The sequence below is a fragment of the Deltaproteobacteria bacterium genome, assembly GCA_016931625.1.
Taxonomy (GTDB): domain Bacteria; phylum Myxococcota; class XYA12-FULL-58-9; order XYA12-FULL-58-9; family JAFGEK01; genus JAFGEK01.
In genome coordinates this window covers 1-17,210 of sequence record JAFGEK010000141.1, presented here as the reverse complement: position 1 = coordinate 17,210, position 17,210 = coordinate 1, and the positions used below count along the sequence as shown (strand labels likewise).

The window sequence follows — 17,210 nt, the reverse complement described above, 5'->3', positions numbered from 1 at the left end:
TTAAATTTGGGAACTCTTGCATTATTTTAAATGCACTTTTTCCTTTTAAATATTGCATTAAACGACTGATACATACTTGTGGCGGTATTGATATAAATAAATGAACATGATCTTTTGATATATGACCTCGCATTTACTTAGTACACCACACTAGAGGAACATGTATTTCAAATACTGTATGTGCGCCGCGTCGGTATTCTTTCATTTCTATGATATGCTACAACCGCGGCTTTGACCATCCCAGCATGGGACAATAAAGCTCAAAAAATCGGTTAAATACTGAGATAGAATCAAGAGTCAGCTTAAAGAAGTGGTTGTTATTGTTAACCTTGTGTTATAAGTGTTTCACGTGAAACACCAGACCCTCAATTCATTTAATACAACGTTAGAACTTGCAGTTTCTCAGATAAATAGCAGTTTAAATGAGACGCAAAAGTCACAATTTGCCCAGCATTGGCAATTAGTTAAACTTTGGAATGTTCGGGTTAATTTAACTGCAATTTTAGACGATGTTGAGGCAGCTTGGCTGCATTATCGTGATAGTCTCGAGGGAGCAGTTTTATTACCAAAAGGTGAGATTATTGATTTTGGTTCGGGCGCAGGCTTTCCGGGAATACCTTTAGCAATAGCGCTAACTCAGAACAATTTTACTTTGTTAGAACCAAGGCTAAAACGCGTATCGTTTCTTGAGACTTGCATTGCGCGTTTGGGTATAACAAACACCAGAGTTATTTGTGGTGCAACAACTGCGATACCTGATAAGCAATATGATGCTGGGGTAACGCGGGCGACTTTTTCTTCAGTAGATGAATTATTAGCTTGTAAAAAATGGATACTACCTAATGGTATATTACTGGCTTATCGCAGCGAAATATCAGAAAAAGCATTAAAAGTTCATTCGTATAATTTATTAAATGAACAACAAAGGTACATAGAGATCTATTAATTGTATAAGTTTGGTACTGCCTTCTGGTGCTTAAGATATTTTTATGATTGATGGATGGCATCAAATTTTGTGATATCTACTAATTCAATTTGGGTGTTTATTAAGCCAAAGTAGGTGGAGGATATTTTAATGGCTCGTGTAGTAGCGATTGCTAATCAAAAGGGTGGGGTTGGTAAAACAACGACAGCAGTAAATCTTGCTGCTACATTAGCTGCTGCTGAGCGACGTGTATTGCTTATTGACATTGATCCGCAAGCTAATGCTTCTAGTGGTTTGGGTATAGGGCCACAGCCTCTTGAAGAAAGTCTTTATGCTGCTTTACTTGGTGATACAACTTTAGGTTCATTACGTCGGCCCACTGAGTTGCCAACGTTAGAGGTTATTCCATCCGGGGCAGATCTTTATGGAGCTGAAGTAGAATTAGTAGGTTTGGAAAACCGCTTTTTTTGCCTACGTGAAGCCCTAAAAGAATTTGCTGATCGTGATGAAACAATTTTTTTAGATTGTCCACCATCTTTAGGGATTTTAACTTTAAATGCACTTTGTGCGGCAGATTCAGTTTTAATTCCGCTACAGTGTGAATATTTTGCTCTTGAGGGATTAAGTCAACTATCAAGAACTATTTCAATGATTCAGGCTGGTCCTAATCCTAATTTGCAAGTTGAAGGGGTGTTGCTGACCATGTTTGATGCACGTAATAATCTCGCCCGTCAAGTAGCTGAAGATGTTCGCAACAATTTCGGTGGTAGAGTATTTGAGGCAGTAATTCCGCGAAATGTTCGGCTTTCAGAAGCACCTAGTTTTGGTAAACCAATTTTATTATATGATGCTTCATCAAGAGGTTGTAAAAGCTACTTTGATTTAGCTAAAGAACTCATGGAAAATTCACCTCAAGCTGCTGCTTGATTAGGGACATCCCCTAAATACTTGTTTTAATTTTTGGTAAAAAACATGAATATGGATCCCAACAAAGATACTGGACCACGAAAAGCTCTTGGTCGAGGTTTAGCCGCACTAATACCTAATTCCCCAACGGGCAGTTTTAGTAGTCCATCGTCTGGTTTGCGACAACTGCCGATTGAGAAGGTGTTACCAAATCGCGAGCAACCACGAAAAATTATAAATGATGATGCTTTGTTAGAGCTTGCTCAATCAATCAAAGAACAAGGAGTATTGCAGCCGATATTAGTTCGCCGCAAAGGTGAAGGTTATCAAATCATCGCCGGTGAGCGTCGTTGGCGAGCTGCCGCAAAAGCAGGGCTGCATGAAATACCTGCCATTGTTAAAGATTTTTCAGATACTGAGGTATTACAAATAGCTTTAATAGAAAATATTCAACGTCAAGATTTAGATCCCATTGAAGAAGCTGAAGCATATCATCGCTTGATCAATGATCATGGTTTAACTCAAGACGAAGTAGCCAAAGCTGTAGGTAAAAGCCGAGTAGCAGTTACTAATAGTTTACGTATCATTCGTTTACCAAAAGATGTTTTGGCTTTATTAGCAAATGGTCAGTTTACTGCAGGTCACGCACGAGCTTTAATGTCACTTGGCGATGATGCGCTTTTGCGTAAAATCGCTAAAGATATTATTGATAGAAAACTTACGGTACGAGAAACAGAGCGTAATGTACGCCTTGCTCAGCAAAATAATAAGAAAATAAAAGAAAAAGTATCGTCGGCTGAACGAAATGTTGAAGAACGATTGTTGCGTGCTTTAGGTACAAAAGTTCGCCTGCGTAATAGACATGGCAAAGGCAGTGTTGAAATATTTTTTAATTCATTAGACGAACTTGATAGAATTTTAGATAAAATAGCACCTTAGAAGTTTTAAATAACCTTCTTCACGCTAATCAGAGGCATTGGTTGTATTCAAATACACAATTAACGTGGGACGAACTCAATTCTCTATTATCAGAAGTTGAGCGACCTGCACGCTATACGGGTTACGAACTAAATTCTGTTTGCAAATCCACTCCGGTTAAAGCTCGTATTGCTTTATGTTTTCCCGACTTATATGAAATTGCTGAAAGTTATGTTGGCTATAAGTTGCTTTATCATATTGTAAACCAACAAAAAGATTATGCCGCAGAACGAGTTAACGCTGTAGCCCATGATTTAGAGCGGCTTATGCGAGAGCGTAACGTGCTGCTTTGGTCGCTTGAAACACGTACCCCTTTAAGGGCGTTTGATGTTGTAGGTTTTACATTACAATATGAGTTAGCTTACCCGACAATTTTGGCAATGCTTGAATTAGGTGGTATTAGCCTACGTTCACAACATCGAAAAGAAGACGAACCATTAGTAATTGGAGGTGGTAGTAATGCGACCAATCCTGAACCAATAGCACCGTTTTTTGATGCGTTTCTTATAGGTGATGGTGAAGAAGCTATTTTAGATATTGCTTATATTGCCTCGTTGCGTCGCGAGAAAAAACTTAGCCGTTTAGAGGCAATACATGAGTTAGCTAATATTGATGGTGTATATGTACCTTTTCATTATGATATTCAATATAATGGGATTCATGTAACTTCGATAAAAGCTAAATCTGTACAAAAACAACAGCTTTACACTTGTGAAACCATACCAATAGTTTATCGACGGCGTTTAGCTGATCTTGAGCATTTAAGCTACCCAGTCAAACAAATACAGCCAAATGTCAAACCCATACATGAGCGTTTTGCAATTGAAATTCAACGAGGTTGTAGTCGAGGTTGCAGATTTTGTCAGGCGGGGATGATTCAACGTCCAGTGCGCCAACGTTCGCCAGATAAAGTATTGTCGATTGCTCGTGAGGCATTAGATACTGCATGTGTTGATACTATTGGTTTATTATCGTTATCTGCTGGTGATTACGGTGGGATAAATTACTTACTTAATGAATTGTTAACTTTATGCGAAAAAGAGCATGTTGAGTTGTCATTACCATCACTTCGTAGTGAAACTTTAACTAATGAAATTGCCACACGATTAAATGCAATTTCTACTTCGGGTTTTACTATTGCCCCAGAAGCTGGCAGTGATCGCTTACGAAAGTTAATCAATAAAAATAACGATGAAAGCGATTTAATCAATGCGGTAATAGCAGCCGTTAGTGCTGGAGCGCGTACTATCAAGTTGTATTTTATGATTGGGTTACCAAGTGAAGAAAAGACGGACTTAGAAGCGATAGTCAACTTAGCCAAAAAATCCCGTATAGCAGCCAGACAAATTAATCGTTCGGCTAGTATTACGGTTGCGGTTTCAACTTTTGTTCCAAAAGCCCATACACCGCTACAGTGGGAGCGGCAAATAACGGTTAATGAAACAAAAGCTAAGTTACATTATTTACGTGATAAATTGAGAAATCATCGTATTCAAATACGTTATCATGATCCCAAACAATCATATGTTGAAGGAGTTTTAGCGCGAGGTGATAGGCAATTAGCTGATGCTATCGAAAAAGCAATGCGAATTGGTTGCCGACTTGATGGTTGGAGTGATTTTTTTGATATATCAAAATGGGAACAAGCATTTTCAGAGTGTTTTAAGTCCGTAGGTATTACTGCAGATGATTATTTAGAGGTTCGTGATATCAACAATTTATTAGCGTGGGATCATTTGCATGTTGGGCCACTAAAAAAGTTTTTACGTCGTGAACGCAAACGCGCGTTGCAGCTTTTATCGACCCAAGATTGTACTCGTAGCGATCGTTGTTATGCATGTGGTGCCTGTGATCGAGCTGACCCATACAAGAAAAAAATTAGCCTTAAAAAAGCAACAACTGAGTTACGCCAGATCATATACTCAGCTCCAGATGTTAGTTTAGCTAAGACTGATTGTCGGCAAGAAAAATTAAAAAATAGCCTCAATAATTGTATAGAGAATGATGCAACAGAAAATCAACGTGTGCGAATACGCATGCGCTATCAAAAGTTTGGGGCTGCAGTTTATTTTTCACAGTTAGAAACAACTAGTCATATTTTAAGAGCTATTCGCTATAGCAGGATGCCGGTTTGCTATAGCCAGGGATATACACCACGCCCAAAAGTTAGCTTTTCACCAGCATGTCCTACGGGAATTTCTAGCTCTGCTGAATATTTTGATTGTTTGTGCAAACAGGAAGTTTCACCAATGCAATGGGTAACTTTGTTAAATAATCAGCTTGCAGAGGGATTACATATTTTTCAGGCAGATTTAATTGATGAAAAAGCTACGGCGGTAAGTGAAAAAATTAGAGCTATTACTTATGCAATAACAATCGATTCATTAAAAATATATGATGCGCAGATTGAATTAAATCAGTTTTTAGCTCGTACAACTCAAATAATGCAGGTTGCGCGCAAAAAAGTAGTTCATGAACACGATGTTAGAAAAGCTGTTCAAAATGCAATATTAATAAAAAATGAATTAATTTTAACGGTGTCATTTTCTGTTAAAGGAGCATTAAAAATTCGAGAAGTTTTAAATGCCATTTTTTCTGATGTAAAATCATTTGTTCGGGCAATACATAAGAAAGAACTTCAATTTGAGGTTTAACCATTTTTTAAGACCTAATTTAAAAGTAAAGTAGCAATGATTAGCACCAATGAAGATATTTTAGTATTTAAAAAACCTTCAATTCTTATGCTTGCCGCCTGTCCATTTCCGACCAGTCAGGGCACGCAAGTAATGATCCGTCATCTTGTAAATTGTATGACTGATAGAGGTTTTAACGTTAAATTGCTCACATATAATTTTGGTGATTTTAAAGGACACACTAAATCGAATCGAAGTGGACCAAGCTTTAAAAAGCTTCTATTAGATTTATACCTATTAGTTAAAGCTCTGCATGCGAAGTATCACCAACAATTTGAAGTAATTCATGCTCACGGTTTTGAAGCTTTAGCTTTAGGCTTACTGTTGAAAAAAATATTGCATGTACCCCTAATATACCATGCTCATAGTGCTCTTGGTTTAGAGTTGCCGACCTATTTTAAATTATCTTCCATTACTTCTTTTGCAGGTTTTGCAGGACGAGTTTTTGATAACACTTTACCACGATTGGCAGACGCTGTAATTGTATTTGATTCGCACCAGCGAGCTCTTTATCAAAGTTTTGGTGTTGCAAAAGAGAAAATTTTTACGATACCACCAGGTATTAATGCCGCCGACCTTGGTGAGCTTGATCCCATAATTAAAGCGGACATTGCAAAAAAGTTAGGTCGTGGTCCTTGGATAATCTACACCGGTAATCCAGATGCATATCAAAATTTGCCACTACTTTATCAAACCATACAAATTTTGCGGCATCAACTGCCAGCGGTGCGTTTACTTATCGCTTCACATCATGATGAAGAACAATTTTTAAAAACACATCAGTACATTGCAGTTCGTGATCGTGTAGATTTTTATCAATATAGTAGTCAAAGTGAAATAAGAGCTTTAATCGCATTGGCAACAGTTGGTGTTTGCTCACGTATTATGCATGCCGGTGCTCCTATTAAAGTATTAAATTATTTAGCTACTGGTATTCCAGTTGTAGCATGCCATGCTGGGGCACAACACCTTGTAAGCAATAAATGTGGACGATTGGTTGATGCGAATCCTATGGCAATGGCTCAAGGAATAGTCGAGGTTTTTAAAACAATCAATCAAGTTGATTATGCAACTGAATGCAAAAAGGCTTATGCACGGTTTGATATCACCCAACACATAAGCCGTTATGCAGATTTGTATATGCGAGTTACATTAATGAAAGGGAGCAAGAAAAAATAATAGCTCCCATTTTTTAGCACTAAATACCGTCGGCAACCATTTGAGCAACCATATCGCCAACTTGAGTTGTGCCCATGCCCATTTTACCGGCGGCTTGGCTTTGCATTCGCTCCGAAGTGGCTTTCATCATAGCTCGTTCAATGGCTTTTGCGGCTTCATTTTCACCTAAGCTATATTCAAGTAACATGGCGCCAGCACCAATAGCAGCCATTGGATTAATTACATTTTTACCGGTATATTTTGGTGCTGAGCCACCAATAGGCTCATACATAGATACACCACCAGGATCCGGGTTAAGATTGCCACCAGCCGCAATACCCATACCCCCTTGAATCATAGCACCAAGGTCGGTGATGATATCGCCAAAGATATTATTAGTAACAATAACGTCATACCACTCAGGATTTTTTACAAACCACATACAGCAAGCGTCAACATGGTTATAATCTCGTTTAATATCAGGATATTTTTCACCCATTTGATGAAAAGCACGCTCCCACAAATCAAATTCAAAGGTGAGAACATTGGTTTTACCAACTAGAGTTAATTGCTTATTTTTATTACGGCGACGAGTAAGCTCAAAGGCAAACTTTAAGCAACGGTCACAACCAGCGCGAGTACTAACCGATGTTTGAATTGCAACTTCTTCTGGAGTTCCTTGTTTAACAATACCACCAGCGCCGGTGTAAAGACCTTCATTGTTTTCACGTACTACTACAAAATCAATATGCTCTGGTCCCTTGTCTCTAAGTGGCGTCCAAACCCCTGGATACAATTTAACTGGGCGTAAATTAATGTATTGTTGCAATTCAAAACGTAGTTTAAGGAGAATGCCTTTTTCTAAAATACCAGGTTTAACATCTGGATGCCCAATAGCACCAAGTAAAATGGCGTCAAATTGACGTAAAGTGTCGGCTGCCCCAGCTGGCAATACTTCGCCAGTTTTAAGATAGCGATCACCACCCCAGTCAAATTCTTGCCAGTTGATTTTAAAACCGTACTTTTTGGCAGCAACATCGATAACTTTTTGACTTTCACGCGCTACTTCTGGGCCGGTGCCATCCCCTCCAAGTAGCGCAACTTTATGAGTTTTTACCATTGCTAACCATCTCCTTGATGTTTTTAAAACAATGTGTGTTTTAATTTAAAGTTGGCGCACAATCGGCGAAACTACGAAAAAATGCAATATTTGATAGTAATGAAGATAAATTTTATTTTTTTTATGATGGGAAGGTCAAAACTCTCACCTTCAAGGCCCTAGCATTAGCTAAGGTTTATCGAATTATTTATGGCCATTTAATGATTAAGACTTAGCTGCTTGTGTACTTAATTAAGCTAGTGTTGCTTCATTAGGTGGTGTGGTTATCTTTGAAATAGGGGCAATATTTAAGGCGTTGTTATTTAGTGATAACCGCACTACATCCCCATTATTTAATTCACCGCTTAAAATTTTCTCAGCGATAGGTGTTTCAACTAAACGTTGAATAGCTTGCCGCATACCACGTGCCCCGGTTTCAGGGGTATAGCCGCCATGGCTCATTAAGAAATCAGCAGTATCAACATTCCATTCTAAAGTAATCTCGCGCTCGCTAAATAAAGAGCGAGAACTTTCTGCCAAAATAAGCATAGCAATATTTTGAACTTCTTGTTTGCTTAATGGATTAAATACTAGACGTTCATCAAGTCGACCCCATAATTCAGGTGGCAGATTATGCTTGGCGGCATTAAGTATGCTATTGTTTTCTTTAGCGTTAGAAGTGCTACCGCCAAACCCAATAGTTTTTCCGGTACTAGAGATTTGATCAGAACCTAAGTTAGAAGTGAGGATAACCAAAGTGCTGGTAAAACTAATACGTCTGCCACGCGAGTCGGTTAAATGGCCTTCATCAAGTATCTGTAATAATAAGGCCAATACATCGCGATGGGCTTTTTCTATTTCATCAAAAAGCACAATTTGAAAAGGTCGACGTCGCAAAGCTTCGGTAAGTTGCCCACCTTCTTCATAACCGACATAACCAGGCTGTGCTCCTACTAAACGTGCGACCGAATGGGGTTCAGATAATTCACTCATATCAACACGAACTAAAGCATCTCGTTGTCCAAAAAGAAATTCGGCAAGAATTTTGACGAGTTCGGTTTTGCCAACCCCGGTGGGCCCTAAAAATAAAAAACTACCCATAGGGCGTTTGCCGTTAAAACCAGCAAAGCCGCGTCGTAGCGAGCGACAAACCGCAGCTACAACATCTTTATGACCGATTAGTTTTTCACCAATGATTTGTTCAGCTTGGGCAAAGCGATCAGCATCAGCCTCGGCGAGACGATCAAGAGGTACTCCTGACCATTCATGCACTACTCGTGCAACATCAAGTCTTTCAACATTATTAGCGCCGCGTCTTTTAGCGCGTGAACCGGCCAAATCGATTACGGCAAATGCTTTATCAGGCAATTTACGTTCGTTAATAAAGCGATGCGAAAGTTGTACGGCGGCATGAATAGCGTCGAGACTATAAGCAACATTATGATGGTCAGCGTAAGGGGTTAAAGCACCTTCAAGTATTAAAATAGCTTCATCAATTGAAGGCTCATCGATCTGCAGTGGGGTGAAACGACGCTCAAGAGCGGCATCTTTTTCAATATACTTTTTATATTCATCAAAGGTAGTAGCGCCAATACAAGGAAATTCACCACGTGCTAGCGCATTTTTTAATTCGTTAGCAGCATCTTGTGCACCTTCACCGCTAGAACCTGCACCAATTAATGTATGCAATTCGTCGACGAATACAACAATTTCACCATTAGCCTGTGCGACCTCAGTTTTTATGGCACCAAGACGTTCAGAAAAGGCCCCTCGTAAACTAGTACCAGCAACTAAAGCACCGGTATCAAGTGCAAAGATAATCCGGTTATTTAAATTGCCAATATCACTATCATTGCGAGCAATCTTGACGGCAAGTCCTTCTACAATAGCAGTTTTACCAACCCCGGGTAGACCAACTAAAACCGGGTTATTGGCGCGACGCTTACCTAAAATATCAATCACTGCTTCAATTTCGCGGTCGCGACCAATAGCCATATCAAGTAGACCTTCGTGGGCACGCTCAGTTAAATCTATACCGCATGCCGCTAAATTAGGGGCAATTTCAGCAATTCGCGAGGCTATGGGTTTTTCAGCAACCGAAGTTGTTTGGGCAACAACATTAGTTTTGGCTTTTTGACTTGTTTTAGTAGCTTGTGCACTTGGTGGGTTTGAAGACGTTTTGCTGGTAGCAGGTTTTAAGGATTGATTGTCGTTTGGATTAGGTTTGTAAGAAATTGGCTCGATATCTTCTCGTTCGATGACACTTGGTAATGCTGTACGGGTTTTCGATAGAGTTGGCGATTTTTCTGAACGACCGCCAACAAAGCGATAACGTCGTGGCATATTGCCGGTGACAAAACTAACAGCAAGGTTGCGCAGCGCTGTGAGTGAAGTATTGGTGCGTTCTAACAAATGATAAGCGAAGGAATCGCGCATACGGGTTAAAGCAATAAGAATATGTAAACAATCGACATCTTTTGAACTAGTGCCTCGGGCAATTTCTTTAGCTCTTTCACGAAGTTGCGATAAACTACCGCGAGGTTCGTCTTCAAGCACGCGAATTTCGCGTAAGATGAGGTCTTCATCAAGACCACGTTCTTCGAGTAAAACCTGGGCGCGATTCGGAAAGGTGAATAAAGCTAATAATAAATGGACACTTGAAGGAGGTTGGGCAGCGCGTCGAGCGATGTCTTCAGCCTCCATAAAGGCGCGGACGGTATCTGAGCTTTCGTGGATAATGTTCACTGTGGCGGTGAAGTATGCACACCGTGATCGTATGGGTCAACGACGATTTTTATGATTTGCGGTATTTTTTATGGTTTAAAAAGGCCATTTTCATCAATAACCGGATTACCAAAATCAGCTTGGGATAATTGACGAATAATTTTAATCGCACGTTTTTGTGGATCAGGCTTAGGTATGCCACCACCATCAAGTGAAACTGGCAATAGTTGAGCTGTTAATAACTTGCCATCTTTATCAAGTTGGGCTTGCAATATGCCACTAATGCCTAATGGTCCAGATAAATTAAAGCTATACCAAGCACTAAAGTTACCCAGTGAATAAGCTATAAGATGACCACGGTATATTTCAAATGCTCGTAAAACATGAGGGCCATGCCCTATTACCAGGTGAGCGCCCGCATCGATTACGGCATGGGCAAAGGCATAAGAGTTACCGCGGTCTTCACCTAAAAATATTTCACGCTTTTTTGTGACATGATTGGCTCGGCTGCCTTCAGCGCCTACATGCATTGAGACTATGACGATATCATGATTTTGGCGGGCGCGGGTGACCAAGGCAATAGCGGCCTCAATATTTTGTACCTGATTCATATTGGCGCCATAGCCAAAAGCAATTAGCACCACACGCCTACCTTGATGGGTAAATGAAGCTATTTCATCGACGCCTGCCGCCCAAACAATATTGGCCTTGGTTAAAGCTTCACGGGTGGCTTGGCGACCGGCTTCACCAAAATCACCAGCATGATTATTGGCATTGCTCATGACTTCAAAACCGTTAGCCCCAAGCGTGGCTGCATAAGAGCTTGGGGCACGAAAAGCATAGCAAACTTTTGAGCCCCGCCGGCATTTGTTGCTATCGCCACTGTCAGCTAAGGCGGTTTCGAGATTGCCGAAGGTAAGGCCATCGTTAATTAGTAATTCGCGTACAAATTGCAAAATGGTATTAGGACCATCAGGCGGTAGCGCAGCTTTAGCTTCAGGCCACGCACGTCCAAGTTGTACGTCACCAACAGCGGTGATCATGAAGGGTTGCTTTTGGATATCTTCTTCGTTTTTTCTGACACTATTTTTATCGCATACATTTTCTTTGTCATTCCCGCCTTCATTTTTCCCGTCATTCCCGCGAAAGCGGGAATCCAGAACCTCTACTTTCGCCTTGTCATTTTTTTGCCCCGCTTGCGCAATGACGACGTTATTTTTTTGGTAAGTGCCAGGGGTTGCATTAGCAATTTGCAAAGACAAAAAGCCAAAGGCGTAAGCGCAAGCAAAAATTAATGTTTTAATAATTTTTTTAATCGTCATTGCAAATCAACATGTGCATTTGTAACTAGCGAGGTCAATAGGGCAATATTTGAACAATCAATTGCACTATGTCTTGACATGACTATAATTTATGACTTAGTCTAGAATTATGGTCTATCGCGCAAATATTCACGAAGCCAAAACGCATTTTTCTAAGTTACTTGAGCGTGCTCATAGTGGTGATGAAGTAATAGTGGCAAAATCTGGGCGTGATTATGCGCGTATTGTGCCAATTAATAGTAATATCGACCGACGCCCTGGTACATTTAAAGGTCAGATTAAAGGCGATATTACTGGGCCGATTACTAACGATGATGAAAGCAATTGGGGATGAATCAAATATATTTATTAGATACTCATGCTTTATTATGGTGGATAAATGACGATAAAAATCTTAGTAGGCGGGCCAAAGCAATAATTCTTGAGATACAAAATATTATCTTAGTGAGCACTGCCACTTTATGGGAAATTGCCATTAAACAACGCAAAGGCAAACTTATCGGCTGTGAAGAATATTTAAACCGATATCCTGCTTTGCATAAAACCTGGGGCTTTAATAGTCTTGATATAAGGCCAGAGCATGCGGTGCGAGCAGGTCTGCTGCCAACCGAACATGGTGATCCCTTTGACCGAATGCTTATAGCACAAAGCCAATTAGCTAATGCTACACTTATTACTTGCGACCCTGAGATCCGTGAGCTTCATCCGAATTGTTTATGGTAAATTTTTATCCAAATTAAACGCACCGCTGTAAGATAAAAATAACTTGGGGAGGGTTACTAATAATGACTAACATACACGATATTGCGGCATACATTCTGCAAAATCAGGGTGCCATGTCAACCATGAAACTGCAAAGGCTAATGTATTATTTACAAGCCTGGCATATCACTTTACGTGGTAAACCACTTTATCAAGAAAAAATTCTCGCGTGGGCTTTTGGTCCAATTGTTTATGAATTGTTTAAAGAACACCACCGACTTTTTATGGTTTCACAATGGCCTTTGGGTGATGCAAAAAAGGTCGTTGAAAACGATGCCGATTTTATAATGGCAGTACTTAGCTATTATGGAAAATACAATAGTGAAAAGTTAAGCGAAATTATAAATTCAGAAGAACCATGGCAACAGGCTCGCAAAGCCTTCATGATTGCAAGTGATAGTGAGCAAATTATAACTCATGAAGCGATGCAAGCATTCTATCGAGATCAGCCACCGCCATTTAAATTATAAAGTTAAAGTGGCAATTTAATTGATCTTAACTGATTATTTATGGCGATTTTTTTAATTTATTAAAGCTTGTTTTACTTTATTACACCACTTGAATAATGAATGAGCATCCTTTGGAATAGCGTCAAGATTAGCTTGTTTTACAATTGTTACCATGCAGTCAGTGTTTTTATCACAGCCTAGTTTATCTTCGGCTTGCTTTAAACTTAATTGTTCAGTGCCATTTTGTCCTGTCAGTGCAAGTAGCCAAGCTTCGAGTTTTGGTTTAGCTACGCCACCAATAATTTTTAAATCAACATATTTTTTGGCGGCGATTTCTATACCGTTGTTGATATCACCTTCACGCTTATGGTTGCTATCAGTATCTCGTATAAATGCTAAAATATCACATTTTGCTTCAAAGGCATGCAAAGCTAAAGCAGCGATATTGTGCTCATCACCATGTTTTGCCCGACGTTGTTTGCCAAATTTAAATTTGCGAATCCCTATCCAAGTAGTTCCGTTAGTAACTTGCCATCCGTTTGGTTGTATTCGCTGCATTAGGGCTTCGATAACCCCAATTTGATTATCGCATGGTTTACGAAAAGCAGATTATATAGCCCAACAGCCAATTTCATTAGGCCCTTCTCCGGCAATAAAAACTTTAAGCATTTTCATCAAGATTGCTCTGGCGATAATAACGGACTTTCAAGTTCGCCATCTGCATAGCTTAACCATAACTCACCGGTGGCATAAACTCTGGCGCGTTGTTCATAATTTGGGGTGTCTTTGAGTAAAGTAACTTTAGTAGTAGTCGTGTTATCTTTTTGCTCACGAGTGATTACTGATACCTCATCACCCTTAAGCTCGTTTATAACTAGGGGACTATGTGTTGATAATACTACTTGGGTTTTATCAGAGATGTGACGTAGTATACGCATAACATCAGCAATACGTGCCGGGTGCAAACCATTTTCAGGCTCTTCAATAAGCAACATTCTCACTGGGTCTAAATAATCTAAAGCAGCATAAGCTAGATAATAAAGCATACCTTCACTCATGAACTCAGCTTTTACGGCAGTACCGTCATGAAGCTGTATTCCGAGCGCGGTAGTTTGATATGTTGGATTGGTTAAACGTATCTGCTTAACTGACGTAAATAATTCACTGAGATTTTGACTAATCTCGCTATAGGCGGCGGTATCGCGTTTAAGAATAGCATCATAAATACCAGGCAAACCTAAGCCGCGCGGATCTTGAAAACGCAAGGGCACATTATCAGGTATTAAATTAACCGGTTGTCGAAGGGCATCAGGATCAAGGCGAAAAAGAATAGAGCCTTGTAGTGATTTTTTGAGAGTATTGTGAGCAGGGGAAATGAAATTATTGAAATGATTGAGCCAACCGGGTTCATATGTCGGAATTTCTTTTGCTGAATATTCAGCAATTGGTTGCGATTGACCAGTGTGATGCTGAGGTGCAGTGAGACGTTGTTTAGCTGTTTTATAACTAGCAGTCAGAACAGTCGGATCATTTGTAATATTAGCTAATAAAGCATGCTTAAGCAGCTCACGTTCATCTGCTAAAGTATAATGATCATTTGTGCCGCCATTTGTAGTCAGTGTTCTTAAAGCCCTTAGCACTGTACTTTTACCACTATCATTTGGGCCAATAAGCGCATGAATACTACTTAATTTGAAAGTAGCTTCTTGAATGCAGCCATAGTTTTTTAGATATAAAGAATCAATCATTGCATTATCCTGAGGTAAAGGCGTTTTTTATTATTATGTATATTATTAATAAGTATTACGCTAGTTTAGGGCGTTTTTTTATATCATATTGCATCTTTACATTTAATACGGCACAAGCTTGTTAATTCATGAGCGCTAAACTTAAAGCACTATATAACACCGAAGCACTGCAAGCCCTGCCAGAAGAGGCGCGCGAGCAACTCACTGCAATTACCCAGCTTTTTGCTGCCTGTGAGCAAGTGCAACTGTTAATGCTGTTTGGTAGTTATGCGCGTGGTGATTTTGTTATTGATCTTAATACCGGTTATCGCTCTGACTATGATTTGTTAATCGTCACCCAAACTGCCAAAGATGCGGCAGATAGTAAAATATTTTTTGATCTTGAAGATCAAGCACGCCAAATTGCCGGCATGACTCCGCTATCAATTATTCGTCATGATATCACTGAGCTCAATCGCGAAATTCGCTCAGGGCAATTTTTCTTTGCCGAAATAGTGAGCGAAGGCAAAGTGCTATATAACACGCATCATGTGCAGCTTGCTAAGCCCAAAGCAACTACCCCACAAGAGCGCTTTGAAGTAACCCGGCGTTATTTTAGCACTTGGTTTGCTAGCGCTAATGCTTTGTGGATTGTTTCGCACAACATTACCTTTGCTGAGCGGCGTATGGCAGCCTTTTTGCAACATCAAGCAGCCGAGCGCTATTTTCATGCGGTGACTTTAGTTTTTGAAGGCTACAAACACCAAACCCATAATCTTGAATTTTTGGCGCGGCGCGCTGAGTTGCATCATGAAAAATTACAACCTGCTATGGCGCGTAGCGAGCCACATGATAAGCATATATTCAGTTTATTACGCCGTGCGTACATCGAGGCGCGCTACAACATGCGTTATGATGTCACCCAAGACGAGTTAGATGAAATGAGTGCACGGGTGCGTGATTTAGCTTTACGGGTACATCAAGCTTGCAGTGAAAAGCTCGCTTCTTATTTTGGTGCTGCGGCTATTGGCGAGCTGCCACCAGTGCCAAGCAGAGCCGATGTAAAAATATTGCCGCAACCACCTCCTGATTTTCTTGGCAACGACGAATTTACCACTTGGCAAAAATTAGCGGAGAATTTTGCTAAGCAAGCTGCTGATGAATATAAAGAGCGCGGTCATAAAGAAGGTATTAAAGAAGGCCATGCTGCTGGTCTACAAGAAGGCCAAGCACAAGAACGTGCCCGTGCCATTATTGATGTACTTAAGCATCGCAATATTGCCATTAGTGACGCTGAAGCCGAGCGCATTTTAGCTTGCCGCGATTCAGATTTATTGGCGCAATATTGGGAGAGGGTGTTTGTGGTGCAGAGTGTGGTGGAGTTGTTAGTTTAAGCTGAATTTAGACGCTTACTGAAATTAGATTTGAAATGCTGGTATAAAGCCCAATGTCTTGAGCAGTATCGATACTGATAATTAGGCTATAACGTACAAGACGTTGATGACAATTATGAAACTCGTGATCAGATGGGAATGAACGTGTCGCAAACCAGCCTTTGGCAGGATATACAGCTACTTGGGTCATTTCCCTTAAATCTGCCGGGCTTCCTTTCCAGATATCTTGCACTAGTGAACCAGCTTTACCGCGTAACTTAGGGTCTAATGCCCACTTTTGATCAGAAGGAGGTCGGGTCTCAAAAGTGTCATTTTCTTCATCAGTAATACGTTTTTCTAAGGCGTTGCGAAAAACATCATCACTTTCTGTAGCTCTTTTGAAATTAAAACGCAGTAGATGACTAGCATAGCGATATTTTTCACTTCGATCCCAACAACGCGTACCTGGGTTTGGATTAATGAAATATGATAATGTAACTTTAAGCTTACATTCAATATCTGGATGGTTATCAAAAACTTTATTGGGCCAAGGTAATTTATGCAAATTGAAGTGCCCTAATTTTGCATCACCTGGCTTTGAATTTATATCATAAGGATTTAGCATATCTTGAATAATCATAGTAACCCCACTCTCACCACTACCAAAAAGACGTGGTTGATGAGGTTCACCAAATCCATAAATTCGTAATAGTGATTCAACTTCTTGGCTACTACCAAAATTGTGCAGGTTAATATTTCCAACCATATTTGGTAACCAACGCGCCGAATGTACTATTAGTCCACGATGAGTTTTTGGCCAATAGTCCGGGTAACGAGCTAAAAGCATAGCGCCCAAGCGTGATGCACTTGCAGTGGCAGCACTAGTAGCATTCATATTACAAAGCGGTTTGTTATGAAAATGAGAAGCAGTTGATATAAGTTCTAAAGAATCACGTTCAATGTAGTCACCTGATTCTGTTGTAGCAGTATGTTAAAGCGCCAAAGAACACTTATGGCTTTAATCTTCATGCGGGAGTACGTGCTAGTGCTAATGATAAAAAGGGCCGCGAAAGATTATGCCGCTATCTGTTACG

At 40.1% G+C, this 17,210-nt stretch carries 16 protein-coding genes; 9 read left to right on the top strand and 7 right to left on the bottom strand.

Going from position 1 to position 17,210, the window contains the following annotated elements; all coding sequences use genetic code 11:
* Positions 1–133 (bottom strand): transposase (locus tag JW841_11855; GenBank protein ID MBN1961632.1); only part of this gene is annotated, 133 nt, incomplete at its 3' end.
* Between the two features lie 216 nt (positions 134–349).
* Between JW841_11855 and rsmG the strand changes: the two genes are divergently transcribed.
* The 5 genes from rsmG to JW841_11830 all read left to right on the top strand — a co-directional run bounded on the left by rsmG (position 350) and on the right by JW841_11830 (position 6,681).
* Positions 350–946: a 16S rRNA (guanine(527)-N(7))-methyltransferase RsmG gene (gene rsmG, locus JW841_11850; GenBank protein ID MBN1961631.1), complete on the top strand. Its 597-nt coding sequence runs from the start codon at positions 350–352 to the stop codon at positions 944–946.
* Between the two features lie 129 nt (positions 947–1,075).
* Positions 1,076–1,852, top strand: coding sequence for a ParA family protein (locus JW841_11845; protein MBN1961630.1), 777 nt, complete (start codon positions 1,076–1,078; stop codon positions 1,850–1,852).
* 51 nt (positions 1,853–1,903) lie between these two features.
* A complete protein-coding gene (locus JW841_11840; protein MBN1961629.1) occupies positions 1,904–2,770 on the top strand; it encodes a ParB/RepB/Spo0J family partition protein in 867 nt (288 codons plus the stop codon).
* Positions 2,771–2,811: 41 nt separating this feature from the next.
* The gene (locus JW841_11835; GenBank protein MBN1961628.1) at positions 2,812–5,463 is read left to right on the top strand and encodes a TIGR03960 family B12-binding radical SAM protein; all 2,652 of its coding nucleotides are present in this window, start codon (positions 2,812–2,814) and stop codon (positions 5,461–5,463) included.
* Between the two features lie 36 nt (positions 5,464–5,499).
* The gene (locus tag JW841_11830) at positions 5,500–6,681 is read left to right on the top strand and encodes a glycosyltransferase family 4 protein (protein ID MBN1961627.1); all 1,182 of its coding nucleotides are present in this window, start codon (positions 5,500–5,502) and stop codon (positions 6,679–6,681) included.
* A 19-nt stretch (positions 6,682–6,700) separates the two neighbouring features.
* On the opposite strand, the gene JW841_11825 is transcribed toward JW841_11830, so the two are convergent.
* The 3 genes from JW841_11825 to JW841_11815 all read right to left on the bottom strand — a co-directional run bounded on the left by JW841_11825 (position 6,701) and on the right by JW841_11815 (position 11,805).
* Positions 6,701–7,780, bottom strand: coding sequence for a 3-isopropylmalate dehydrogenase (locus JW841_11825; protein ID MBN1961626.1), 1,080 nt, complete (start codon positions 7,778–7,780; stop codon positions 6,701–6,703).
* A gap of 231 nt (positions 7,781–8,011) precedes the next feature.
* Positions 8,012–10,495, bottom strand: coding sequence for an ATP-dependent Clp protease ATP-binding subunit (locus tag JW841_11820; protein MBN1961625.1), 2,484 nt, complete (start codon positions 10,493–10,495; stop codon positions 8,012–8,014).
* Positions 10,496–10,572: 77 nt separating this feature from the next.
* Positions 10,573–11,805, bottom strand: a complete 1,233-nt coding sequence (locus JW841_11815; protein MBN1961624.1) for a CapA family protein — start codon at positions 11,803–11,805, stop codon at positions 10,573–10,575.
* 109 nt (positions 11,806–11,914) lie between these two features.
* On the opposite strand from JW841_11815, the gene JW841_11810 reads away from it, so the two are divergent.
* The 3 genes from JW841_11810 to JW841_11800 all read left to right on the top strand — a co-directional run bounded on the left by JW841_11810 (position 11,915) and on the right by JW841_11800 (position 13,037).
* Positions 11,915–12,139, top strand: coding sequence for a type II toxin-antitoxin system Phd/YefM family antitoxin (locus tag JW841_11810; GenBank protein ID MBN1961623.1), 225 nt, complete (start codon positions 11,915–11,917; stop codon positions 12,137–12,139).
* Positions 12,136–12,528, top strand: coding sequence for a type II toxin-antitoxin system VapC family toxin (locus JW841_11805; protein MBN1961622.1), 393 nt, complete (start codon positions 12,136–12,138; stop codon positions 12,526–12,528). The genes JW841_11810 and JW841_11805 overlap by 4 nt, the downstream gene beginning before the upstream one ends.
* Positions 12,529–12,590: 62 nt before the next feature.
* Positions 12,591–13,037, top strand: a complete 447-nt coding sequence (locus tag JW841_11800) for a DUF4065 domain-containing protein (GenBank protein ID MBN1961621.1) — start codon at positions 12,591–12,593, stop codon at positions 13,035–13,037.
* Between the two features lie 51 nt (positions 13,038–13,088).
* Here the strand turns inward: JW841_11800 and JW841_11795 are convergent, their stop codons facing one another.
* Positions 13,089–13,574 carry a hypothetical protein gene (locus tag JW841_11795; GenBank protein ID MBN1961620.1) on the bottom strand — a complete coding sequence of 162 codons (486 nt, stop codon included), beginning with the start codon at positions 13,572–13,574 and terminating at the stop codon, positions 13,089–13,091.
* 116 nt (positions 13,575–13,690) lie between these two features.
* Entirely contained in the window at positions 13,691–14,764 is a 1,074-nt protein-coding gene (locus JW841_11790) for an ATP-binding protein (GenBank protein ID MBN1961619.1), read from the bottom strand.
* A gap of 128 nt (positions 14,765–14,892) precedes the next feature.
* On the opposite strand from JW841_11790, the gene JW841_11785 reads away from it, so the two are divergent.
* Complete coding sequence (locus JW841_11785) at positions 14,893–16,137, top strand: HEPN domain-containing protein (protein ID MBN1961618.1); 1,245 nt, start codon at positions 14,893–14,895, stop codon at positions 16,135–16,137.
* Positions 16,138–16,144: 7 nt separating this feature from the next.
* On the opposite strand, the gene JW841_11780 is transcribed toward JW841_11785, so the two are convergent.
* Entirely contained in the window at positions 16,145–17,011 is an 867-nt protein-coding gene (locus JW841_11780; GenBank protein ID MBN1961617.1) for a S8 family serine peptidase, read from the bottom strand.
* Positions 17,012–17,210 lie beyond the last annotated feature (199 nt).